Origin of the sequence: Rathayibacter festucae DSM 15932, assembly GCF_004011135.1 — a bacterium.
GTDB classification, from domain to species: domain Bacteria; phylum Actinomycetota; class Actinomycetes; order Actinomycetales; family Microbacteriaceae; genus Rathayibacter; species Rathayibacter festucae.
The window spans coordinates 1,889,153-1,912,100 of the sequence record NZ_CP028137.1 but is presented as its reverse complement, the minus strand read 5'-3'; the positions used below and the strand labels follow the sequence as shown (position 1 = coordinate 1,912,100).

Genomic DNA, 22,948 nt, shown 5'->3' with positions numbered 1-22,948 from the left:
GCCGCGCGCCCGTCAGAACCAGGAACCCTCGTGGTCATCGATCCGAACGAACCGTACGTCCTCGCCGCCCCCTCCGTGGTCGCCGGCCTGGACTACTGGCGTGAGCTCGAGGTCAAGCAGCAGCCGAACTGGCCGGACGCCGCCGCGGTCGCCGCCGCGTCCGCCGAGGTCGCCGCGCTGCCGCCGCTCGTCTTCGCCGGCGAGGTCGACCAGCTGCGCGAGCGCCTGGGTGCCGCGGCCCGCGGCGAGGCCTTCCTGCTGCAAGGCGGCGACTGCGCCGAGACCTTCGCCGGAGCGACGGCCGACCAGATCCGCAACCGGGTGAAGACCGTGCTGCAGATGGCCGTCGTGCTCACCTACGGCGCGAGCATGCCCGTCATCAAGATGGGCCGCATGGCGGGCCAGTTCGCCAAGCCCCGCTCGAGCGACCTCGAGACCCGCGGCGACGTGACGCTGCCCGCCTACCGCGGCGACATCGTCAACGGCTACGACTTCACTCCGGAGTCGCGGACCGCCGACCCGCGCCGCATCGTGCAGGGCTACCACACGGCCGCCTCGACGCTGAACCTCATCCGCGCCTTCACCCAGGGCGGCTTCGCCGACCTTCGCCTCGTGCACTACTGGAACAAGGGCTTCACCGAGAACCCGCAGAACCAGCGCTACGAGCAGCTCGCCCGCGAGATCGACCGCGCGGTGAAGTTCATGGTGGCCTGCGGCGCGGACTTCGAGGGCATGAAGCGCACGGAGTTCTACACCGGCCACGAGGGCCTGCTGATGGACTACGAGCGCCCGATGACGCGGATCGACTCGCGCACCGGCACGCCGTACAACACCTCCAGCCACTTCATCTGGATCGGCGAGCGCACCCGCGAGCTCGACGGCGCGCACGTCGACTTCCTCTCGCGCGTCCGCAACCCGATCGGCGTCAAGCTCGGCCCGTCGACGACGCCCGAGACGATGCTCGAGCTGATCGACAAGCTCGACCCGGACCGCGAGCCCGGCCGCCTCACCTTCATCACGCGGATGGGTGCCGGCAGGATCCGCGACGCCCTGCCGCCGCTGCTCGAGGCGGTCAAGGCGAGCGACGCGCTGCCGCTGTGGGTCACCGACCCGATGCACGGCAACGGACTGACGACGCCCACCGGCTACAAGACCCGTCGCTTCGACGACGTGGTCGACGAGGTCAAGGGCTTCTTCGAGGCGCACCGCGCCGCGGGGACGCACCCGGGCGGCATCCACGTCGAGCTCACCGGCGACGACGTCACCGAGTGCCTCGGCGGCTCGGAGCACATCGACGAGGCGACCCTCGCGACGCGCTACGAGTCGGTCTGCGACCCGCGCCTCAACCACATGCAGTCCCTCGAGCTGGCCTTCCTCGTCGCCGAGGAGCTGCGCGAGCGCTGAGCCGGCTGCTGCCCGCCGGCGGGCCCTCTCTGCCGATCGAGGAGCCCGCTGGGCGGGCCCGTCCTGCTGATCGAGTAGCCCGCGAAGCGGGCGCCCTCATGCTGATCGAGTAGCCCGCGGAGCGGGCCTATCGAGATCCACCGTCGTCAGATGGGGGGGTCTCGATACGCCCCTGCGGGGCTACTCGACCAGCATGCACGCGTAACTGAATCGCGTGCCTGCGGCAGTCTTCGTCGATCGAGGAGCCCGCGGAGTGGGTGCCGCCATGCTGATCGAGTAGCCCGCGGAGCGGGCGTAACAGATCCACCGTCGTCAGACGGGTGGGTCTCGATACGCCCCTGCGGGGCTACTCGACCAGCATGCCGACGCAGCATGCCGACTCGGCATGCCGACGCAGCATGCCGACTCGGCATGCCGACGCAGCATGCCGACGCGGCGTGCTGACGCGGCGTGCTGACGCGGCGTGCCGCGCTCGGCCGCCGTGCTCCGCGGTCAGATCGTGATCGTGATCGAGAGCTGGACCGTGGTGCCTCGCTGCACGAGGGCGCCCTCCTTGTCGGACTGGTTGGTCACCTTCGTCACCTCGTCCGGCACCTGGTCGATCAGCGGGGTCGTCAGGCCGTAGCTCCACTTCAGATCGACGGCGCTGAGCGCGGCCTTGGCCTGGTCGCGGGACATGCCGACGACGTTGGGGACGGCGACCGGCTGCGGGCCCTTGGAGACGACGACGGAGACGGTGTCGCCGGTGGTCGCGGGCGCCTCCGGGTTGATCTGGGTGAGGACGACGCCGGCGGCGACCGTGTCGCTCCAGTCCTCGCGCTCGCGGTCGAGGGCGAGCCCGGCGTCCTTCGCCGCGGCGGTCGCCTCGTCGACGGTCAGGCCGACGACGTTGGGGATCGCCCCGAGGCTGACCGTCATCGCGATCGTGCTCGTCTCGGACATCGTCGCGGGCAGCTCGCCGCCGTCGGGCAGCGACGCCGAGACGACGACGCCCGCGGGGACGTCGGCGTCGAAGACCCGCGTCACCTCGCCCACGGTGAACGGCGCGGCCTGGATCGCGGCCGTCGCCTCCTCCTCGGAGACACCGGCCAGAGCGGGCACCTCGATCTGACGAGGGCCGCTGGAGACGACCAGCGTCACGACCTCGCCCTTGTGCAGCCCCTGGCCGCCGGGCGGGTCGGTGCTGAGCACCGTGCCGGCGGGCACGGTCAGGTCGTTCGCCTGCTGCGGTGACACCTCGAAGCCCTGGCTCACGAGCGCGGCCGTCGCCTCGTCCTGCGACCGGCTCACCACGTCCGGCACGTTCACGATCGCGCCCGGGCCCTCGCCGTACCACCACGCGGTGCCCCCGCCGATCAGCGCGAGCAGCAGCACGATCACCGTCAGCAGCACGCCGCGGCGGCGCCGGGTGCGGCGCTTCGTCGCGAGCCGGGCCACCGCGTCGTCGTCGTCGCGCTGCTCGAGCTCCGCCGGCGAGCCCTCGATCACCGAGGTGTGCCCGGTCACCGCCTCGTCGAACAGCAGCGCGGTGGCGGGCTCCGCCACCGGAAGGGGGTGACGGCCTGGGTGTCCGCGCCGCGGCGGTCGGTCGGCGTGATGCCCATCAGGCGCTCGGCCTCGAGCAGCTGTGCCAGCATCACGCCGGCGTCGCGCGGGCGCATGTCCGGGTCGCGCTCCGTCGCCCAGAGCACGAGCTCGTCGAGCGAGGTCGGCACCGAGGGCACCTTCGCGCTGGGGTAGGGGACCGAGTCGTTCGCGTGCTGGTAGGCGATCTGCATCGGCTGCTCGCCCGTGAAGGGCTGCTCGCCGGTGAGCATCTCGTAGATCATGATGCCGATGGCGTAGATGTCGCTGCGGGTGTCGGCGGTGCCGCGGGTGACCAGCTCGGGGGAGAGGTACGCGATCGTGCCGAGCAGCGCCTGACCCGACGCGGTGTTCGCGCTCGCCGCCCGGGCGAGGCCGAAGTCGCCGATCTTGATCCGGCCGTCGTCGGCGAGCAGCACGTTCTCGGGCTTGAGGTCGCGGTGCAGGATCCCGGCCCGGTGCGCGGCCGCGAGGCCGGACAGCACCGAGTGCATGATGTCGACGACCTGCTGGGCCGTCAGCCGCCCGCGCTCCTTGAGCAGGTCGCGCAGCGTGATGCCGGGCAGGTACTCCATCACCAGGTAGGCCATGTCGGAGTCCTGGCCCTGGTCGAAGACGCTGACCACGTTCGGGTGGGCCAGGCGGGCGGCGGAGCGCGCCTCCTGGACGAAGCGGTTCTTGAACGTCGCGTCGTCGGAGAGGTGCCCGTGCATCACCTTGATGGCGACCCGGCGCTCGAGGCGCTGGTCGTGCGCCAGGTAGACGGTGGCCATGCCGCCCCGCGCGATGCGGGAGCGCACCTCGTACCGGCCGTCGACGAGACGGCCGAGGAGAGGGTCGAGCTGGCTGGTGGTCACGCGACGAGTCTAGGCAAGACCCTCCGGACAACCGGCGTGCAACGCGGAGGCGGCTCGTGGCACTCTTGACGGGTGACCGACTCGTCCGCTGCCTCCGCCTCCCCGCCCACTCCCGAGATCGAGTGGCTGACCGTCCCCGACCTGGTCGAGGTCACCGGTCTCGGCGTCAGCCGGGTGCGCCGCCTCCTGGAGGAGCGCCACCTGCTCGGCACCCGCCGCGACGGCAAGCTCGTCGTCCCCTCCGTCTTCCTCCGCGACGGCGAGCCGCTCAGCGAGATCCGCGGCACCGCGATCCTGCTGTCGGACCAGGGCTTCTCGGACGACGAGGCGATCGACTGGCTGCTCTCGGACGAGGACAGCCTCGGCACCAGCCCGGTGCAGGCGCTGCTCGCCGGCCGCAAGGCCGAGGTGCGCCGCGTCGCCCAGGCGCTCGCCTGAGCCGAGCCGGCACCGGACCGAGCCGGTCCGGCTGATCCGCTCTACGCCGTCCGGGCGGTGACCCGGTCGGCGAGCTCGCGGAGCTCCGCGACGCCCTCCTCGCGCAGCGGCGCGTCCGGCAGCACGGCCAGCGCGGCCTCGACGTCGCGGGCGATGCGCTCCTCGAGCCGGTCGAGCGCCCCGGAGCCCGCCACGATCTCCTGAGCGCGGGCGATGTCGTCGGCGCTCGCGTCCGCACGGCCCACCACGGCGTCGAGCTCGTCGCGCTCGCCCGCCGAGGCGGCCGCGCGGGCGAGGCCGAGCAGCACGGTCCGCTTGCCCTCGCGGAGGTCGTCGCCGGCGGGCTTCCCGGTCACGGCCGGATCGCCGAAGACCCCCAGCACGTCGTCGCGCAGCTGGAAGGCGATGCCGAGCGGCAGGCCGAAGCGGCGCAGGGCGTCGATCTGGGCGTCGTCGCCGCCGCCGAGCGAGCCGCCGATGGTCAGCGGCGCCTCGATGCTGTACTTCGCGCTCTTGAAGACGACCACGCGCTCCGAGCGCTCGAGGTGCTCGTGCTCGGGGTGCCGCACCCAGGCGCTCTCCTCGAGGATGTCGAGGTACTGGCCCAGGGTCACCTCCGTGCGCATCAGGTTGAACTCCGCCCGGGCCCGCGCCGCGGCGGTGCGGTCCTCGAGCGCCCACTCGGCGTCCGCGAAGATCTCGTCGGACCAGACCAGCAGCAGATCGCCGAGGAGGATCGCCGAGGAGCGGCCGAACTCGTCCGCGTCGCCCGACCAGCCGCCGCCCGCGTGCAGCGACGCGAAGCGGCGGTGCGCCGAGGGGGCGCCCCGGCGGGTGTCGGAGTTGTCGATCACGTCGTCGTGGACCAGGGCCGCGGCGTGGAACAGCTCCAGGCTCGCGCCGACCCGGGCGATCGGATCCGAGGCGCTCCGGTGTGCGTCGCTCGGGACCGCGGAGACCGCCGTCCAGCCCGCCTCGCAGAAGCGCGCCCGGAAGCGCTTGCCCCCGCTGAGAAAGTCCCGCGAAAGGTCGCCGAGGGCGGAGACGTCCTCTCCGATGGAGCGCAGAATTGGCGTGCGCCCGGTGAGGAATTCATCGATTCGGAACTGGACGCGATCGACCAGACGAGTGCTGTGGTTCACCCGACCAGCCTATGCACCGATGGCGCCTGGCGCCTCGGCGGGCCGCGGTCTACACTGAAGCGCCACCAGCCCGGTCGAGCAGACCGCCCGCCCACCCTCGGTGCCGTCCCCGCCGGGTCGACGCCACACCCTGAAGGGGTCCCGATGCCGCTTTCGGAACACGAGCAACGGCTCCTCGACGAGATGGAGCGCAATCTCTATCAGAACGACGCCGACTTCGTCGCGGCGGTCAGCAAGGGCCGGGGCGGCACCAACTACCGCGCGCTCGTTCTCGGCATCCTCCTCGCCATCGTCGGCCTGGGAGTCCTCGTCGCCGGCGTGATCGTCCGTCAGCCCCTCGTGGGCGTCGCCGGCTTCGCGCTGATGCTGGCCGGCGTGGTCGTCGCGATGCGCCCCGCGCCCGGCGGCTCCACCACCTCCGGAATCCCCGAGGCGGGTCGGCCCTCGAAGCCGCGCTCCGCAAGCGGACGCCAGGGGTCCAACTTCATGGACCGTCTGAACGACCGGTGGGACAACCGCGGCGACGGCCGCTCCTAGCGCTCCACGGCGCGGGTCCTCCACCCCGCACCACCCACAGGGTCGATCCTCACGGATCGGCCCTTTTTTCGTGCCCGGACGCTCCCCGGGAGTGCGATTCCCCTCCACTGCGCTCCACCGCTGCGGATCCGCGGAACGACGCGGATCGACGGGGTGACTGCGGCGCGCCGCGGCGGTTCGGAGGGTTGTGGGTGGGGGGAAGTGGAGTACTGTGGGGCCCACACCAACCTTGGCCGGAGAGAAGTGGGGGCAGTCCGTTGTTCCTCGGCACTCATTCCCCCAAGCTCGACGAGAAGGGCCGCGTCATCCTTCCCGCCAAGTTCCGCGACGAGCTCTCCTCCGGAGTCGTCGTCACGCGCGGCCAGGAGCGGTGCCTCTACGTCTTCAGCCAGCGCGAGTTCGAGGCGATGCACGAGAAGATCCGCCAGGCGCCGGTCACCAGCAAGCAGGCCCGCGACTTCCTCCGCGTCTTCCTCTCCGGCGCCAGCGCCGAGACGCCGGACAAGCAGAACCGCATCACCCTCCCGGCGCCGCTGCGCGCCTACGCCGGTCTCGACCGCGACCTCACCGTCATCGGTGCGGGCAATCGCGCCGAGATCTGGGCCCAGGACGCCTGGGACAGCTACCTCACCGAGCAGGAGTCCGTGTTCTCCGACACCGAGGAGGAGGTGATCCCCGGACTGTTCTAGCTCCTGCCGCGCGACTCCCAGCCACTCGGCGCCCGGACGCACCTTCCCCGGTGTCCGGTCGTGAGCTGGATGGGGATCGGACGGCAGGAACAGGACGGCGGGACCGCCATGACAGAGAGCACCGAGAGCACCCCTGCACACCGCGCGGACGTGAGCGCGGACGACGCGACCAGCGCCGACGCCGCTCGCGCCGGCGTGCGCCCGACCGAGGAGCGGCACCTGCCCGTGCTCCTCGAGCGCTGCGTCGAGCTGCTCGCTCCGGCGCTCGCGCGCGACGGCGCCGTGCTCGTCGACGCGACGCTCGGCATGGGCGGCCACTCGCTCGCGCTGCTCGAGCGCTTCCCGCGCCTCCACCTCGTCGGCCTCGACCGCGACCGGGAGGCCCTCGAGCTGGCGGGTGCCCGGCTCGCCGCGCACTCCGCTCGGATCGACCTCGTGCACGCCGTCTACGACGAGCTGCCCGACGTCCTCGACGAGCTCGGCATCGACACGATCGACGGCGCCCTCTTCGACCTCGGCGTCTCCTCGCTGCAGCTCGACGAGACCGAGCGCGGCTTCTCCTACTCCAAGGACGCTCCGCTGGACATGCGGATGGACGCGTCGGCGCCGCTCACCGCGGCGAGCATCCTCGCGGACTACGACGAGATCGCGCTCCAGCGGATCTTCCACGAGTACGGCGAGGAGCGGCTCGCGGCGCGCTACGCCAAGAAGATCGTCGAGGCCCGCGCGTCGGCGCCGATCGTGCGCTCCGGCCGGCTCGTCGAGATCATCCAGGCGGCGACCCCGGTCGCGATCCAGCGCAACGGGCACCCGGCCAAGCGCGTCTTCCAGGCGCTGCGCATCGAGGTCAACCAGGAGCTCTCCGTGCTCGAGCGGGCGATCCCCGCCGCACTCGGCCGGATCGCCGTCGGCGGGCGCCTCGTCGTCGAGGCGTACCAGTCGCTCGAGGACCGCATCGTCAAGCGCGCCCTGCAGGCCGCCTCCTCCTCCACGGCGCCGGTCGGCCTGCCGATGGAGCTGCCCGAGCACCGACCCGAGTTCCGGCTCGTCATCCGCGGCGCCGAGCTCGCCTCGGACGACGAGAAGGCCGCCAACCCCCGAGCAACACCCGTGCGACTGCGCGCGGCCGAGAGGATCAGGAGCACCGCATGAGCGCGACCGCCGTCATCGACCCCGTCATCGACCGCAGCACCGCACGACCGGCGCAGCCCGCCGAGCCGGCCCAGCGACCCCGCATCGAGGCGGTCCCCGCTCCGGCGCGCCAGGCCCGGCCGAAGCTCGTCTACGGGATCGTCGCCGTCGCGGGGCTGTTCGCGATCATCGTGATCCAGCTCCTGGTCAGCGTCGGCCTCTCCGAGGGCGCGTACCAGATCGCCACGCTGCAGGGCGAGCAGAAGACGCTCACCCGCGGCAACGCGGAGAAGCAGGACGCGGTCGACACCCTCAGCTCGCCGCAGAACCTCGCGACCGCCGCGCAGGGCCTGGGCATGGTCGCGAACACCGCGCCCGTCTACCTCCGCCTCTCCGACGGTGCCGTGCTGGGCGATCCCGCCACCGCCGCCGCGAGCGAGGTCGGCACCGCCGCGACCGCCTCCGCCGTGCCGAACGCGCTGATCGCACCGCCGGCCGCCGCGGCCGCACCGGGCTCCGCCACGGCGGTCGCACCGCTGCAGGGCGAGCTGCCCGCCCCGATCACGCACTGACTCCGCCCGAGCACGCACTGAGCCGCTCCGACCACGCACCGAAGGGCCCCTAGCGCCGTGAGACACCACCGTTCGAGCAGGCGACGCACCGCCGTCACCTTCCTCGTCATCGCCGCCGTCGTCGGACTGTTCATCGGCAAGCTGGTCGACATCCAGGTCGTCCGCGCCAACGAGCTGACCGACGAGGCGGCGCAGAACCAGTCGAACAGCGTCATCACCTACGGCACGCGCGGCTCGATCGTCGACCGCTCCGGCACGGTGCTCGCCGACGCCACGACCCGGTACCGGCTGACGACCTCGCCGAAGAACGTCGCGGAGTTCCTGCGCGAGATGCCCGACGGCCAGGAGGTGATGGTCAGCGTCGAGCAGGCCGCCTCCGAGATCGGCGCCATCACCGGGCAGACGGTCCCGCAGATCGTCACGGCCGTGAGCGACGCGGTCGCGAAGGACCCGAAGGCGAACTACCTGATCCTCTCCGAGGGCCTCGACCTCGAGGCGTACCAGAAGCTCGTCGCCCTCGACATCCCGTGGACCTACTTCGAGACGCAGCAGGGCCGGACGTACCCGAACGGCGCGGTCGCCGGCAACCTGGTCGGCTACGTGGGCGGCGACGGCGCCGCGCAGGAGGGCATGGAGTACGCCGAGAACGCCTGCCTCGCCGGGGCCAACGGCTCCGAGAGCTACGAGCGCAGCGCCGACTACGTCCGCATCCCCGGCAGCACCGTGGCGGAGACCCCCGCGGTCGACGGCGGGACGCTCGAGCTCACGATCGACGCCGACCTGCAGTACTACTCCCAGCAGGTGCTCGCGCAGCGGGTCGCCGAGGTCGGCGGCAGCTACGGCATCGTCGTGGTGCAGGAGGTCAAGACCGGCAAACTCCTGACCGTCGCCGAGACGCCGACCGTCGACCCCAACAACGTCGCCGCCAGCGCGCCCGACGACCGCAGCTCGCGGGCGTTCCGCGCTCCGTTCGAGCCTGGATCGACCTTCAAGCCGATGACCGCGGCGATGCTGATCGATCAGGGCCTCGCGAGCCCGACGAGCCAGGTCGTCGTCCCCGACACCTTCGAGAAGGACGGCGCCTCCTTCAGCGACGACTTCGCGCACACGCCCACGAACTACACGCTGACCGGGATCCTCAAGGACTCCTCGAACGTCGGCATCGCGATGATGGGCTCCAAGCTCTCCGCCTCGCAGCGCTACGACTACCTGACGAAGTTCGGCCTCGGCGCCTCGACCGCCGTGGGCTTCCCCGGCGAGTCCGGCGGCCTCCTCGCCGACTCCGACGACTGGGACAACCAGACCAACTACACGACCATGTTCGGCCAGGGCGTCTCGGCGACCGCGGTCCAGGTGGCGAGCATCTACCAGACCCTCGGCAACGGCGGGGTGCGCCTGCCCGCGCAGCTGGTCGAGGGCTGCACCACGCCCGACGGCTCCGTGATCGACGTGCCCGACAGCACCGGGACCCCGGTGGTCTCCGCCGGTGCCGCGAAGGACGTCGTGGACATGCTGCAGACCCACTACAACGAGGGCTGGCTGGCGAACGACATCCACGTCGACGGCTACAACATCGCCACCAAGACCGGCACGGCGCAGCAGCCGGACGGAAACGGCGGCTACTCGAAGAGCTACACCGTCTCGCTGGCCGGCCTCGCCCCCGCGGAGGACCCGGAGTACGTCGTGACGGTCACCATCGCCGATCCGGTTAAGATGAACACGTCCCAGGCGACGGCCCCCGTGTTCCAGCAGGTCATGACCCAGGTGCTCAAGACCAACCGGGTGGAGCCGTCCACGGTCCCGCCGGTCGAGTACCCCACCACGTGGTGACCGCCCTCCCCGGGACCAGACGCAGCAGACCAGAGACAGCACCGGCGCGAGAGACAGCACGGGCACGAGAGACAGCACCAGCAGGAGAGAGAGGGCGGGCATTGCACGACACTCGCCCGCAGTCCTCCCTCCGGCCCGAGCACCCGGCACCGCGCGCGCTCGCGCAGCTCGTCGCCGAGTTCTCGCTCGGGCCCGTCCGCGGGATCGACGGCGTCGAGGTCAGCGGGGTCACCCTCGACTCGCGCTGCGTCCAGCCGGGCGACCTCTACGTCGGCGTCGCCGGCCGAGCCGCGCACGGCGCCGCCTTCGCGACCGGTGCCGCCGCCGCGGGAGCGGTCGCGGTGCTGACCGATCCCGAGGGCGCCGAGCTGGCCGCCGGCAGCGGCCTCCCCGTGCTCGTCACGCCCGACCCCCGCGCCGCCCTCGGCGACGTCGCGGCCTGGATCCACCGCACCCGCGAGGACGCGCCGACGCTGTTCGGCGTGACCGGGACCAACGGCAAGACGAGCGTGGTCTACCTGCTCGACGCGCTGCTGCGCCGTCTCGGCGTCGTCTCCGGTCTCAGCTCGACCGCCGAGCGCCGCATCGGCGACGTGGCGGTCGTCAGCTCGCTGACCACTCCGGAGGCGAGCGAGCTGCACGCGCTGCTCGCCCGGATGCGCGAGTCCGCGGTGCGCGCGGTCTCCATCGAGGTCTCCGCGCAGGCGCTCACCCGCCACCGGATCGACGGCCTCGTCTTCGACGTCGTCGGCTTCACCAACCTGACGCACGACCACCTCGACGACTACACCGACATGGCGCACTACTTCGAGGCGAAGGCCGATCTGTTCGGTCCGGACCGGGCGCGCCGCGGCGTGGTGACCGTCGACAGCAGCTGGGGCCGCGAGCTCGTCGAGCGCAGCCGCATCCCCGTGACGACGCTCGCCAGCTCGCCCGACGTCGGAGTCGCTCCGAGCACGCCGGCCGACTGGTCGATGACCGTCGTCGAGGGCACCGCCGACGGCACGACCTTCCGCCTCGAAGGGCCCGAGAACCGCTCGGTCGTCGTGAGCATCCCGCTGATCGGCTGGTACATGGCGGCCAACGCGGCACTCGCGATCGTCATGCTCGTCGAGTCCGGCTTCGACCTCGAGGCGATCGCGCACACCCTCGAGGAGGGCGTGCTCGACGTCTACATCCCGGGGCGGGCCGAGCGCGTCTCCGGCGACCGCGGCCCCCGCGTCTACGTCGACTACGGCCACACCCCGGACGCGTTCTCGAACGCGCTCGAGGCGCTGCGGGCGCTGACGCCCGGCCGGCTGATCATGGTCTTCGGCGCCGACGGCGACCGCGACACCACGAAGCGCGCCGACATGGGGCGCATCGCCGCCGAGCTGTCCGACGTCGTGATCGTGACCGACTTCCATCCGCGCTGGGAGGACCCGGCGGCGATCCGCGCCGTCCTCCTCGCCGCGGCGACCGAGGCCGCGCCCGGCCGGGAGATCCACGAGATCCCCGACCCGCGGGCCGCCGTGCGGGCGGCCGTCGCCCTCGCGGACGAGGGCGATGCGATCCTCTACGCCGGACCCGGCCACGAGGACTATCAGGAGATTGCAGGAGTGCACATGCCGTATTCGGCCAGAGACGACGTCCGGCAGGCCCTGCGCGAGGCGGGCTGGCTCTAGATGATCGCCCTGACCCTCACCGAGATCGCCGCGGCCGTCTCCGGCCGGCTGCACCTCGCCGGCTCCTCCGCGAACGCGAGCACCGTCGTCGACGGCGCGACCGAGACCGATTCCCGCGAGATCGCGCCCGGCGGCATCTTCGTCGCCAAGCGCGGCGAGCACACCGACGGCCACCTCTTCGCTCCCGTCGCCGTCGAGCGCGGCGCCGCCCTGCTGATCGTCGAGCGGCCGCTCGACCTCGACGTGCCGCAGGTGCTCGTCGACGACTCCGTCGAGGCGCTGGGCGCCCTGGCGACCGAGGTCGTCCGCCGCGTGCGCGCGCTCGGGAACCTCACCGTCCTCGCGGTCACCGGCTCCAACGGCAAGACGACCACCAAGAACCTCCTCCGCACGATCCTCGAGCGCGAGGGCGAGACCGTCGCCCCGCAGGGCTCGTTCAACAACGAGGTCGGCGCGCCGATCACGATGCTGAAGGTGTCGCCCTCGACGCGCTTCCTGGTGGCCGAGATGGGCGCGAGCGCGGTCGGCGAGATCCGCCGCCTCGTCCGGATGGCGAAGCCCGACGTCGGGATCGTCCTCGCGGTGGGCCTCGCTCACGCCGGCGAGTTCGGCGGCATCGAGCGCACCCTCGAGGCGAAGACCGAGATGGTCGCCGACCTGACGGCCGACGACGTCGCGGTGCTCAACGCCGACGACGGCCGCGTCGCCTCGATGCAGGCGAGGACCGCCGCCCGGGTGCTGTGGTTCGGCCACGGCGAGCAGGCCGACGTCCGCGCCGTGGACATCGAGCCGACGGCCGAGGGCACGCGCTTCACGGTCGAGATCAGCGCAGGGGAGGGCCGCGAGGCCGCCCGCGCCGAGCTCTTCCTCCGCGTCCTCGGCGAGCACCACGTGATGAACGCGCTGGCGGCCACCGCGGCCGCGCTCTCCGTCGGCGTCCCGCTCGACGTGATCGTCGCCGCGCTCGGCACCGTCACGCTCGCCGAGCGCTGGCGCATGCAGGTGCTCGGCGGTGCCGACGTCACGGTCGTCAACGACGCGTACAACGCCAGCCCCGACTCCACCGCCGCCGCCCTGCGGACCCTCGCCCAGATCGCGAAGCCGGAGGGGCGCACCGTCGCGGTCCTCGGCGAGATGAGCGAGCTGGGGGAGTGGGCCGACGAGGAGCACGACCGCGTGGGCCTGCTCGCCGTCCGGCTCAACATCGCGCAGATCGTGGTGGTCGGCGCGAAGGCGCGACGGATCCACGTCGCCGCCGAGCGCGAGGGCTCCTGGAGCGGCGAGTCCGTCTTCGTCGAGACCGCCGACGAGGCCTACGACCTGCTCGACGGCTATCTTCGGAGCGGCGACACCGTCCTGGTGAAGTCGTCCAACTCCGCCGGGCTGCGATTCCTGGGCGACCGACTGGGAGAGCGCCACCGATGAGAGCACTCCTTCTGGCCGGAGCCTTCTCCGGCGCCTTCACGCTGCTGCTGACGCCCCTGTTCATCCGGCTGTTCCACCGCCTGCAGTGGGGCCAGTTCATCCGCGAGGACGGACCGAAGTCGCACCACGTCAAGCACGGCACGGCGACGATGGGCGGCATCGTCATCATCATCGCCACCGTGGCGGGCTACTTCCTCGGCTCGCTCTTCGGCAACCGGGCGCTCGCGCCGTCGGCGCTGCTGGTGCTGTTCATGATGGTCGGGCTCGGCTTCGTCGGCTTCATCGACGACTTCCTGAAGACCCGCAACCAGCGCAGCCTCGGGCTCGGCGGCTGGGCCAAGATCGCCGGGCAGATCATCGTCGCGGCGGCCTTCGCGGTCATCGCGATCATGGTGCGCGACTCCAACGGACTGACGCCGGCCTCGACGTCGATCTCGTTCATCCGCGACCTGCCCTTCGACTTCGCCGCGCTCGGCTGGATCGGCATCGGGCTGTTCGTGCTCTGGATCTGCGTGATCGTGACCAGCACGTCCAACGGCGTCAACGTCGCGGACGGCCTCGACGGCCTCGCGACCGGCTCGTCGATCCTCGCGATCGGCTCCTACGTCATCATCGGCTTCTGGCAGTCCAACCAGTGGTGCTTCGACGCGCAGCTCAACCCCGAGGTGGCCGACAAGTGCTACCAGGTGAGCGATCCGTTCGACCTCGCGATCATCGCCGCGGCGATCTCCGGCGCGCTCGTGGGCTTCCTCTGGTGGAACACCTCGCCCGCGCAGATCTTCATGGGCGACACCGGCTCGCTGGGCCTCGGCGGCGCCCTCGCGGCTCTCGCGATCCTCACCCGCACCGAGCTGCTCGTCATCCTGATCGGCGGACTGTTCGTCATCGTCACCGGCTCGGTGATCGTGCAGCGGATCTACTTCAAGCTCACCCGGGGCAAGCGCATCTTCCTGATGAGCCCGCTCCATCACCACTTCGAGCTCAAGGGCTGGGCCGAGATCACGGTGGTGGTCCGCTTCTGGATCATCGCCGGAATCTTCGTCGCGGCCGGCGTCGGGCTCTTCTACCTCGAATGGCTCTCCCTGGCATGACCGATCCCGCCTCGTCCGCCCGCCCCGAGTCGCTGACCAGCTGGCACGCCGACTGGCGCGGTCTCCGCGTCGCCGTGCTCGGCCTCGGGGTCACCGGCTTCTCCGTCGCCGACACGCTGACCGAGCTGGGCGCCGAGGTGCTCGTCCTGGCCGACCGCGCCGACGAGGAGCGCGAGCGCCTGCTCGAGGTGATCGGGGCGCGCCTGCATCGGGCCGAGCGGCTCGACCGCGTCCCGGAGGAGCTGGCGTCGTTCGACCCCGAGCTCGTCGTCGTCTCGCCCGGCTTCGCGCCGACGCATCCGATCGTCGCGTGGGCGGGGGAGTCGGGCATCGCACTCTGGGGCGACGTCGAGCTCGCCTGGCGTGTGCGCGACAAGGTCGTCCGCGCCGACGGCAGCCCGGCCGACTGGGTGCTGGTCACCGGCACGAACGGCAAGACGACGACCGTGCAGCTCACCGCGACGATGCTCGTCGCCGGCGGGCTGCGCGCGGCCCCCTGCGGCAACATCGGCATCCCGGTGCTCGACGCGGTCCGTGACCCGCAGGGCTTCGACGTGCTGGTCGTCGAGCTCTCCAGCTACCAGCTGCACTACCTCGGTCGGATCGAGCCGCTCGCGAGCACCTGCCTGAACATCGCCGACGACCACCTCGACTGGCACGGCACCTTCGAGGCCTATCGCGCCGCGAAGGCGAAGGTCTACGCGAACACCCGGGTCGCCTGCGTCTACAACCGCGCCGACGCCGCCACCGAGCAGATGGTGGTCGACGCCGAGGTGATCGAGGGCGCGCGCGCGATCGGCTTCGGCCTCGGGGTCCCCGGGCCGAGCGACTTCGGCGTCGTCGACGGCATCCTCTGCGACCGCGCCTTCCTCGAGGACCGCGCGACGAGCGCGATCGAGATCGCGACCGTCGACGAGCTCGCCGCCCGCGGACTCGCCGCCCCGCACATCGTGCAGAACGTGCTGGCGGCCGCCGCGCTCTCGCGGGCCTGCGGCATCGAGCCCGCCGCCGTCCGCCGCGCCCTCGCGACCTTCGAGCTCGACGCGCACCGCATCCAGGTGGTCGCGGAGAGCTCCGGCGTGGTCTGGGTGAACGACTCCAAGGCCACCAATCCGCACGCCGCCGACGCCTCGCTCCGGGCCTACCCGTCCGTCGTCTGGCTCGTCGGCGGGCTGCTGAAGGGCGTCGACATCGACGCTCTCGTGGGCGCCCACGTCGGCCGCCTGCGCGGCGCCGTGGTCATCGGCGCGGACCGCGCGGAGGTCCTCGAGGCATTCCGGCGACACGCGCCCGCCCTCCCCGTGACCGAGGTGGTCCCGGATGACACTGGGGCGGTGATGCAGGCGGCCGTCGAGGCCGCCGCGGTGCTCGCCCGCACGGGTGACGTCGTCCTGCTCGCACCTGCTGCGGCGTCGATGGACCAGTTCCGCGACTACGCGGAGCGGGGCCGCTTCTTCGCGGCCGCCGTGGCGACGTATCTGGGAGGGGGAGCCGATGACCGCTCCGACGACGAACCGCAGCCCGGGCCGCTCGCGCACTGACCGCTCGCGCGCCGAGGCGACCGAGGGCGAACAGCACAGGGAGCGCGGCGGACTGCGCACCGCGCGGATCGTGCTCGCCCGCGTCCTCGCCTCGGGATCGCCGAACTTCTTCCTGCTCTTCGGCACGACGCTCTTCCTCGTGCTCTTCGGGCTGACGATGGTGCTCTCCTCCTCGTCGGTCACCTCCTACGTCCGGAGCGACGACTCCTTCGGCGGCTTCTTCCGCCAGGGCGGCTTCGCGCTGCTCGGCGTGCCGCTGATGCTCGTGGTGTCGCGCGTGCCGATCCGCTTCTGGAAGAAGGCCACACCGCTCCTGCTCGGGGCCGGCTGCGTCCTGCAGCTGCTCGTGCTGTTCTCGCCGCTCGGCTGGGAGGTCGGCGGCAACCGCAACTGGCTGCGGATCGGCGGCTTCACCATGCAGCCGTCCGAGATCATCAAGCTCGCGCTCGCGCTCTGGCTCGGCCTGCTGCTCGCCCGCCGCTACCGCGGCCCGAAGGACTGGAAGGACGCGCTGATGCCCGTCCTGATCGTCGCGGGCGGCTCGATCGGCCTCGTCCTCGGCGGCGGCGACCTCGGCACCGTCCTGATCCTCGCCGGCATCGTCCTGGCCGCGCTCTTCTACGCGAACGTGCAGATGAAGGTGCTGATCCCGATCGTGCTCGTCGGCGCGGTCGGCGCCGTGCTCTTCGCCGTCTCGAGCGAGAACCGGCTGACCCGGATCATGTCCTTCCTCGGCGACTGCTCGGGCTCGGAGCAGTACGAGACCTCCTGCTGGCAGCCCGTGCACGGCACCTGGGCGATGGCCTCCGGCGGCATCTTCGGCGTCGGCCTCGGCAACTCCAAGGCCAAGTGGTCCTGGCTGCCCGCGGCCGACAACGACTACATCTTCGCGATCATCGGCGAGGAGCTCGGCCTGATCGGGGCGATCGTCGTCCTCGCGCTCTTCGTCGTCCTCGCGATCGCGTTCTTCCGCATCATCCACGCGTCCACCGACCCGTTCGTCCGCATCACCACGGGCGCGGTCATGGTCTGGCTGATCGGCCAGGCGTTCGTCAACATCGGGGTGGTGCTCGGGGTGCTCCCGGTGCTCGGAGTGCCGCTGCCGCTGATCTCCTCCGGAGGCACCGCCCTGCTCAGCTCGCTCCTCGCCATCGGCGTCGTGCTCTCCTTCGCACGCCACCAGACCTCGCCGAGCGACGGCGCCGCCGCGCGCGCCGCCAAGAAGGCCGCCGCCCGATGACCCGCTTCCTGCTCGCCGGCGGCGGCACCGCCGGCCACGTCAATCCGCTGCTCGCGACCGCGGACGAGATCCGCGCGCGGAACGCGGACGACGAGGTCCTCGTCCTCGGAACGGCCGAGGGACTCGAGGCCCGACTGGTCCCGCTCCGCGGCTACGAGCTGTCGGTGATCCCGCGCCTGCCGTTCCCGCGCCGCCCGAACGGCGCCGCCCTGCGCTTCCCGTCGGCCTTCCGCGCGACGATCGACGGCATCGTCCGCACCCTCCGCGAGCGCCGGATCGACGCGGTCGTCGGCTTCGGCGGCTACGCGGCCGCACCCGCCTACCTCGCCGCCCGGCGCGCCGGGATCCCGTTCGTGGTGCACGAGGCCAACGCCCGGCCGGGGCTCGCCAATCGGCTCGGCGCCCGCTTCACGCCGTACGTCGGCGTCGCCTTCGAGGGGACGCCGCTGCGGAACGCCCAGGTCGTCGGCATGCCGCTGCGCCGCGAGATCGCGCAGCTGGACCGCGCGGCCGTGCGCGACGAGGCGATGGCCGCCTTCGGTCTCGATCCCGCGCGCCGCACCCTTCTCGTCACCGGCGGCTCGCTCGGCGCCCGGCGGATCAACGCGACCGTGCACGCGAGTGCCGCCGCGCTCGTCGCGACCGGGTTCCAGGTGCTGCACATCACCGGCGACCGCGCCGAGATCACCGACCCCGGCGTCCCCGGCTACCACCTCCTCGCCTACTGCGACCGGATGGACCTCGCTCTCGCCGCCGCGGACGTCGCGGTCTCCCGCGCGGGAGCGGCCACCGTGAGCGAGCTCAGCGCGCTCGGCCTGCCCGCGGTGTACGTGCCCTACCCGGTCGGCAACGGCGAGCAGCGCTTCAACGCCCGCGGTGTCGTCGACGCGGGCGGCGCGCTCCTCGTCGAGGACGCGGCGTTCACCCCGGCGTGGGTCGCGAGTGACCTGGTGCCGCTCCTGCACGACGCTCCGCGCCTCGCCGAGACGGGCCGCCGTGCCGCGTCCGTCGGCGTGCGCGACGGCTCCGGCCGGCTGGTCGACCTCATCGGGTCCGGTCTCCGTCCGCACTGATCGCTCCGCGGTTAAACTGATCCCTTCGCCCGGCCTGCGGCACCCCGCACGCCGAGCCGACCACCCGAAAGCGAGAGCCCCGTGATCAAGCCCGACCTCGGCATCACCGTCCCCGACGAGCTCGGCTCGGTCCACTTCATCGGCATCGGCGGCTCGGGGATGAGCGGGATCGCGCGGCTGTTCCACCGCGCCGGTCACCGCGTCACCGGCTCCGACGTGCGCGAGTCGCACCCGATCGAGCAGCTCCGCGAGCTCGGCATCCCGGTCGCCATCGGGCACGACGCGGCGCACCTCGGCGACGCCGAGGCCGTCGTCGTGACGTCGGCCCTGTGGCCGGACAACCCCGAGTACCTGCTGGCCAAGGAGCGCGGCCTGCCCGTCCTGCACCGCTCGCAGGCGCTCGCCTGGCTCGTCCGCGGCAAGCGCCTGGTCGCCGTCGCCGGCGCACACGGGAAGACCACCTCGACCGGCATGATCGTCACCGGTCTGCTCGGCCTCGACGCCGACCCCAGCTTCGTCAACGGCGGCATCATCGAGGGCCTCGGCACCTCCTCCGCGGCCGGCTCCGGCGAGGTCTTCGTCGTCGAGGCGGACGAGTCGGACGGCAGCTTCCTGCTCTACGACACCGCGGTGTCGCTCGTCACCAACGTCGACCCCGACCACCTCGACCACTACGGCTCGCTCGAGGCGTTCGAGGAGGCGTTCGTCACCTTCACCTCGAGCGCGCGGGAGCTGGTGGTCATCTCCTCCGACGACGCCGGCGCCGTCAGCGTCACCCGCCGCATCGACGGACCGAAGGTCCTGACCTTCGGCGAGGCGGAGGGCTCGGACGTCCGCGTCGTCGACCTCGAGCTGGTCGGCCCGGTCGGCTTCACCGTCGAGTACGAGGGCCGCCGCTACACGACGCGGCTGCGCATCCCGGGCCGCCACAACGCGATCAACGCGGCCGGCGCCTTCGCCGTGCTCGTCGGTCTCGGCTTCGAACCGGCTCGGGCCCTCGCCGCGATCTCCGGGTTCGGCGGCACCGAGCGCCGCTTCGAGCTGCACGGCGCCGTGCGCGGCGTGAGCGTCTACGACGACTACGCGCACCACCCCACCGAGGTCGCCGCCGCCCTGTCGGCCGCGAGGACCGTCGTCGGCTCCGGCCGGATCATCGCCGTGCACCAGCCGCACCTCTACAGCCGCACCCGGCTCTTCGCCCGCGAGTTCGCCGAGGCGCTGGAGACCTACGCCGACGAGACGATCGTCCTCGACGTCTACGGCGCGCGCGAGGACCCCGAGCCCGGCGTCACCGGCGCGCTGGTGAGCGAGAAGTTCGGCGACCCCTCGCACGTCTCGTTCCTCGCCGACTGGCAGGAGGCGTCCCGCCGCACCGCGGAGATCGCGCGCGAGGGCGACTTCGTGATCACCCTCGGCTGCGGCGACGTCTACCGGATCATCCCGCAGCTGCTCGAGTCGCTCGGCGCGAGCGAGGTCGCGCCGGTCGCGCGATGAAGCGGCCGGACGGCGTGCGGCCGCCGAGCGGAGTGCGCTCAGCACCCGCTCGTCCGGCGGGCCCTCCGCCGGCGCAGTCGCGTCCGTCCAGTGACGACGAGCACCCCACCGAGCCGATCCGGCTGACGACGCCGGCGTCGCTGCGGGTGCCGTCCGCTCCCCGGAGTGCGGCGGGGAAGCTGCAGGCCGAGCGGCTGAAGGCGGAGAAGGCGGCGGAGGCCGGGAGATCGGCGAAGGCGGCGATCGCCGCGCCCACGAAGTTCGCACCCACGGAGTCCGCACCCACGAAGTCCGCTTCCGCGGAGGCGAAGCCGGAGAAGGCGGGACCCGCGAAGGCGGAGCCCACCACGGCCGAGTCGGAGAGGACTCCGCCCGACACGGCGGCCGAGTCGCGGAGGACGCCGCTGTCCCGGCTCCGGGGTCTCCCACTGCCCGGCTCGGAGGGCCGCGCGCTCGCGAAGGCGGCTCGGGAGCGCCGGCGCTTCGAGCGCGGCGAGGTCCGCCGCTTCACCAAGCGCGCGCGCCGCCGCCGCACCATCGCGCTGGTCACGGCCGGCTCGCTGGTCCTCCTCGCGCTGGTCGTCGCCGCGGCGGCCTACTCGCCGCTGATGGCTGTGAAGACGATCGAGATCACCGGCACCCAGCGCGTCAGCGCCCAGGACATCCAGGACTCGCTCGCCGACCAGGTCGGGGTGCCGCTCACGCTGGTGGACCGCGCCGCCGTCGGGCGGGTGCTCGGCAGCTACCCCCTGGTGCGCAGCTACTCCGTGCAGACGCGACCGCCGAGCACGCTGATCGTCAGCGTCGTCGAGCGGACCCCGGTCGGCGTGATCGCCGACGGTGCCGAGTTCGACCTCGTCGACCCGGCGGGCGTGGTGATCGAGACGGCGCCCGCCGCGCAGGAGGGCTACCCGCTGCTCAGCACGCCGACCGGCTCCGCCTCGGGAGCGGCGTTCCGCGCGACCGCACGGGTGCTGCTCACCCTGCCTGAGTCGCTCGAGAGCCAGGTCGCCTCGGCGGCCGCGACCACGGGGGACGACGTCTCCCTGACCCTCGCGGACGGCGCCGTCGTCTTCTGGGGCGGGTCGGACGACTCCGCGCTCAAGGCCGTCGTCCTGGAGAAGCTGATGGCGGCGACGGATCCCGCGGCGGTCGCCTCCTACGACGTCTCCTCGCCCGAGGCCGCCGTCGTCGCCCGGCGGTGAGCGGCGCGCCGGACGGATCCGCACGGCTCTTTTCCGATTGCGGGCGTGTCTGTCGCAGCGCGGCGCGCACTCCGCCTACCGTCGAGCCCACACCCCAAATGCATACTCAGCATAACTTTAAGCCTCAACTACAGGTTTAAGGTTCAGCCCGGAGGCCGGACACGTGACTTCAAACCAGAACTACCTCGCCGTGATCAAGGTCGTCGGCATCGGCGGTGGCGGCGTCAACGCCGTCAACCGCATGATCGAGCTCGGCCTCCGCGGCGTCGAGTTCATCGCGATCAACACCGACGCGCAGGCGCTGCTGCTCAGCGACGCGGACGTCAAGCTCGACGTCGGCCGCGAGCTGACCCGCGGACTCGGCGCCGGCGCCGACCCCGAGGTCGGCCGCCGCGCCGCCGAGGATCACGCGGAGGAGATCGAGGAGGTGCTCGCGGGCGCCGACATGGTCTTCGTCACCGCGGGCGAGGGCGGCGGCACCGGCACCGGCGGCGCGCCCGTCGTGGCGCGCATCGCGAAGTCGATCGGCGCGCTCACCATCGGTGTCGTCACGAAGCCCTTCGGCTTCGAGGGCCGCCGCCGCCAGACCCAGGCCGAGGCGGGTGTCGCGACCCTGAAGAACGAGGTCGACACCCTCATCGTCGTCCCGAACGACCGCCTGCTCGAGATCAGCGACCGCGGCATCTCGATGCTCGAGGCGTTCGCCACGGCCGACCAGGTGCTGCTCGCCGGTGTCCAGGGCATCACCGACCTGATCACCACCCCGGGCCTGATCAACCTCGACTTCGCCGACGTCAAGTCGGTCATGCAGGGCGCCGGCTCCGCGCTGATGGGCATCGGCTCGTCGCGCGGGGCGGACAGGGCGATCAAGGCGGCCGAGCTCGCCGTCGCGTCCCCGCTGCTCGAGGCGAGCATCGACGGCGCGCACGGCGTGCTGCTCTCCATCCAGGGCGGATCGAACCTCGGCATCTTCGAGATCAACGACGCGGCGCGCCTGGTCCAGGAGGCCGTGCACCCCGAGGCGAACATCATCTTCGGCGCCGTGATCGACGACACCCTCGGCGACGAGGTGCGCGTCACCGTGATCGCGGCCGGCTTCGACGGCGGTGAGCCCGGCGCGACCGGTCCCGCGGCCGTCGCCGCGCCGCGCCCGCAGCAGAGCCTGCCCGCGGAGGCGTCGTCCGAGCCCGCCTCGGCCCCCGCCGCCGCTCCGTCGGCCGGGTCGATCTGGTCGAGCACCCCCGTCGCCGCGCCGGCTCCCGTCGCCGACCCGTCGTTCGACGACGACGAGAGCGACCTCGACATCCCCGACTTCCTCAAGTAGTCGCCGCCGTGGTGGATCGCGAGCTGGCCGAGCGCTGGGCCTCGGTGACCGAGCAGGTCGCCGACGCCGCCCGCTCGGCCGGTCGCGACCCGTCGGAGCTGACCACGATCGTGGTCACCAAGTACCACCCCGTCTCCCTCCTGCGCGACCTCCTCGAGCTCGGCGTCGCCGACTTCGGTGAGAACCGCCACCAGGAGGCGCAGGAGAAGGCGGCCGAGCTCGCCGGCACGCCCGCGCGCTGGCACTACATCGGCCAGCTGCAGAGCAAGAAGGCGCGGCAGGTGAAGCGCTACGCGAGCTCGATCCACTCGGTAGACCGGCTCGCCCTGGTGCCGCTGCTCGACGCCGGCCCGCCCGAGCCCGGGCGGGCTCCGCTCGACGTGTTCCTGCAGGTGAACCTGACCGACGACCCCGACCGCGGGGGAGCGGCACCCGACGAGGTCGAGCCGCTCGCGGAGGCCCTCGCGGCCGCCCCGGGGCTGGCCCTGCGCGGCGTGATGGCCGTCGCTCCGCTGGGCGAGGATCCCCGGTCGGCCTTCGCGCGGCTGCGCGCGATCTCAGAGCGCGTGCGGTCGATCGACCCCGGAGCGACCGACATCTCCGCCGGCATGTCGAACGACTTCGCCGAGGCGATCGCCGAGGGTGCGACACACCTGCGAATCGGGTCGGCAATCACCGGCAATCGGCCCGCCCGCCCGTAGCCTCGT

Annotated in this window: 20 protein-coding genes; 17 read left to right on the top strand and 3 right to left on the bottom strand. The window is 72.3% G+C overall.

Annotated elements, in window-relative coordinates:
* Positions 1-75: 75 nt before the first annotated feature.
* Positions 76-1,404: a class II 3-deoxy-7-phosphoheptulonate synthase gene (locus tag C1I64_RS08925; protein WP_123446548.1), complete on the top strand. Its 1,329-nt coding sequence runs from the start codon at positions 76-78 to the stop codon at positions 1,402-1,404.
* A 492-nt stretch (positions 1,405-1,896) separates the two neighbouring features.
* Here the strand turns inward: C1I64_RS08925 and C1I64_RS20830 are convergent, their stop codons facing one another.
* Together C1I64_RS20830 and C1I64_RS20825 are read right to left on the bottom strand one after the other, a co-directional pair.
* Positions 1,897-2,949 carry a PASTA domain-containing protein gene (locus tag C1I64_RS20830; RefSeq protein ID WP_208645106.1) on the bottom strand — a complete coding sequence of 351 codons (1,053 nt, stop codon included), beginning with the start codon at positions 2,947-2,949 and terminating at the stop codon, positions 1,897-1,899.
* Positions 2,907-3,845: a protein kinase domain-containing protein gene (locus C1I64_RS20825; RefSeq protein ID WP_341867824.1), complete on the bottom strand. Its 939-nt coding sequence runs from the start codon at positions 3,843-3,845 to the stop codon at positions 2,907-2,909. The genes C1I64_RS20830 and C1I64_RS20825 overlap by 43 nt, the downstream gene beginning before the upstream one ends.
* A 72-nt stretch (positions 3,846-3,917) precedes the next feature.
* Between C1I64_RS20825 and C1I64_RS08915 the strand changes: the two genes are divergently transcribed.
* A complete protein-coding gene (locus tag C1I64_RS08915; RefSeq protein WP_243732877.1) occupies positions 3,918-4,283 on the top strand; it encodes an Rv2175c family DNA-binding protein in 366 nt (121 codons plus the stop codon).
* Positions 4,284-4,324: 41 nt separating this feature from the next.
* On the opposite strand, the gene C1I64_RS08910 is transcribed toward C1I64_RS08915, so the two are convergent.
* Positions 4,325-5,425, bottom strand: coding sequence for a polyprenyl synthetase family protein (locus C1I64_RS08910; protein WP_123446128.1), 1,101 nt, complete (start codon positions 5,423-5,425; stop codon positions 4,325-4,327).
* 144 nt (positions 5,426-5,569) lie between these two features.
* Here C1I64_RS08910 and C1I64_RS08905 point away from each other — a divergent pair, with 144 nt between their 5' ends.
* The 15 genes from C1I64_RS08905 (at position 5,570) to C1I64_RS08835 (ending at position 22,942) form a co-directional block, all read left to right on the top strand.
* Positions 5,570-5,962 carry a DUF3040 domain-containing protein gene (locus C1I64_RS08905; protein WP_123704544.1) on the top strand — a complete coding sequence of 131 codons (393 nt, stop codon included), beginning with the start codon at positions 5,570-5,572 and terminating at the stop codon, positions 5,960-5,962.
* 257 nt (positions 5,963-6,219) lie between these two features.
* Positions 6,220-6,651, top strand: a complete 432-nt coding sequence (gene mraZ, locus C1I64_RS08900; protein ID WP_123446130.1) for a division/cell wall cluster transcriptional repressor MraZ — start codon at positions 6,220-6,222, stop codon at positions 6,649-6,651.
* A gap of 108 nt (positions 6,652-6,759) precedes the next feature.
* On the top strand, positions 6,760-7,803 hold the full coding sequence (gene rsmH / locus C1I64_RS08895; protein ID WP_127886958.1) for a 16S rRNA (cytosine(1402)-N(4))-methyltransferase RsmH: 1,044 nt from the start codon (positions 6,760-6,762) through the stop codon (positions 7,801-7,803).
* The gene (ftsL, locus tag C1I64_RS08890) at positions 7,800-8,354 is read left to right on the top strand and encodes a cell division protein FtsL (RefSeq protein WP_123704540.1); all 555 of its coding nucleotides are present in this window, start codon (positions 7,800-7,802) and stop codon (positions 8,352-8,354) included. Before rsmH ends, ftsL begins: the two co-directional genes overlap by 4 nt.
* 57 nt (positions 8,355-8,411) lie before the next feature.
* Positions 8,412-10,184, top strand: coding sequence for a peptidoglycan D,D-transpeptidase FtsI family protein (locus C1I64_RS08885; RefSeq protein ID WP_244209431.1), 1,773 nt, complete (start codon positions 8,412-8,414; stop codon positions 10,182-10,184).
* Positions 10,185-10,285: 101 nt separating this feature from the next.
* Positions 10,286-11,848 carry a Mur ligase family protein gene (locus tag C1I64_RS08880; RefSeq protein WP_127886957.1) on the top strand — a complete coding sequence of 521 codons (1,563 nt, stop codon included), beginning with the start codon at positions 10,286-10,288 and terminating at the stop codon, positions 11,846-11,848.
* Entirely contained in the window at positions 11,849-13,273 is a 1,425-nt protein-coding gene (locus tag C1I64_RS08875; RefSeq protein WP_127886956.1) for a UDP-N-acetylmuramoyl-tripeptide--D-alanyl-D-alanine ligase, read from the top strand.
* Complete coding sequence (gene mraY, locus C1I64_RS08870; protein ID WP_123446135.1) at positions 13,270-14,364, top strand: phospho-N-acetylmuramoyl-pentapeptide-transferase; 1,095 nt, start codon at positions 13,270-13,272, stop codon at positions 14,362-14,364. Before C1I64_RS08875 ends, mraY begins: the two co-directional genes overlap by 4 nt.
* Complete coding sequence (gene murD / locus C1I64_RS08865; protein ID WP_127886955.1) at positions 14,361-15,905, top strand: UDP-N-acetylmuramoyl-L-alanine--D-glutamate ligase; 1,545 nt, start codon at positions 14,361-14,363, stop codon at positions 15,903-15,905. Before mraY ends, murD begins: the two co-directional genes overlap by 4 nt.
* A complete protein-coding gene (ftsW, locus tag C1I64_RS08860) occupies positions 15,859-17,145 on the top strand; it encodes a putative lipid II flippase FtsW (RefSeq protein WP_123446137.1) in 1,287 nt (428 codons plus the stop codon). Before murD ends, ftsW begins: the two co-directional genes overlap by 47 nt.
* Positions 17,142-18,218: a UDP-N-acetylglucosamine--N-acetylmuramyl-(pentapeptide) pyrophosphoryl-undecaprenol N-acetylglucosamine transferase gene (locus C1I64_RS08855; protein WP_127886954.1), complete on the top strand. Its 1,077-nt coding sequence runs from the start codon at positions 17,142-17,144 to the stop codon at positions 18,216-18,218. Before ftsW ends, C1I64_RS08855 begins: the two co-directional genes overlap by 4 nt.
* Before the next feature lie 81 nt (positions 18,219-18,299).
* Positions 18,300-19,712: a UDP-N-acetylmuramate--L-alanine ligase gene (murC, locus tag C1I64_RS08850; RefSeq protein ID WP_127886953.1), complete on the top strand. Its 1,413-nt coding sequence runs from the start codon at positions 18,300-18,302 to the stop codon at positions 19,710-19,712.
* Positions 19,709-20,917, top strand: a complete 1,209-nt coding sequence (locus C1I64_RS08845) for a cell division protein FtsQ/DivIB (protein ID WP_127886952.1) — start codon at positions 19,709-19,711, stop codon at positions 20,915-20,917. Before murC ends, C1I64_RS08845 begins: the two co-directional genes overlap by 4 nt.
* Before the next feature lie 163 nt (positions 20,918-21,080).
* Positions 21,081-22,241 carry a cell division protein FtsZ gene (ftsZ, locus tag C1I64_RS08840; protein WP_127886951.1) on the top strand — a complete coding sequence of 387 codons (1,161 nt, stop codon included), beginning with the start codon at positions 21,081-21,083 and terminating at the stop codon, positions 22,239-22,241.
* Between the two features lie 8 nt (positions 22,242-22,249).
* A complete protein-coding gene (locus tag C1I64_RS08835; protein WP_244209430.1) occupies positions 22,250-22,942 on the top strand; it encodes a YggS family pyridoxal phosphate-dependent enzyme in 693 nt (230 codons plus the stop codon).
* The last annotated feature ends 6 nt before the right edge of the window (positions 22,943-22,948 follow it).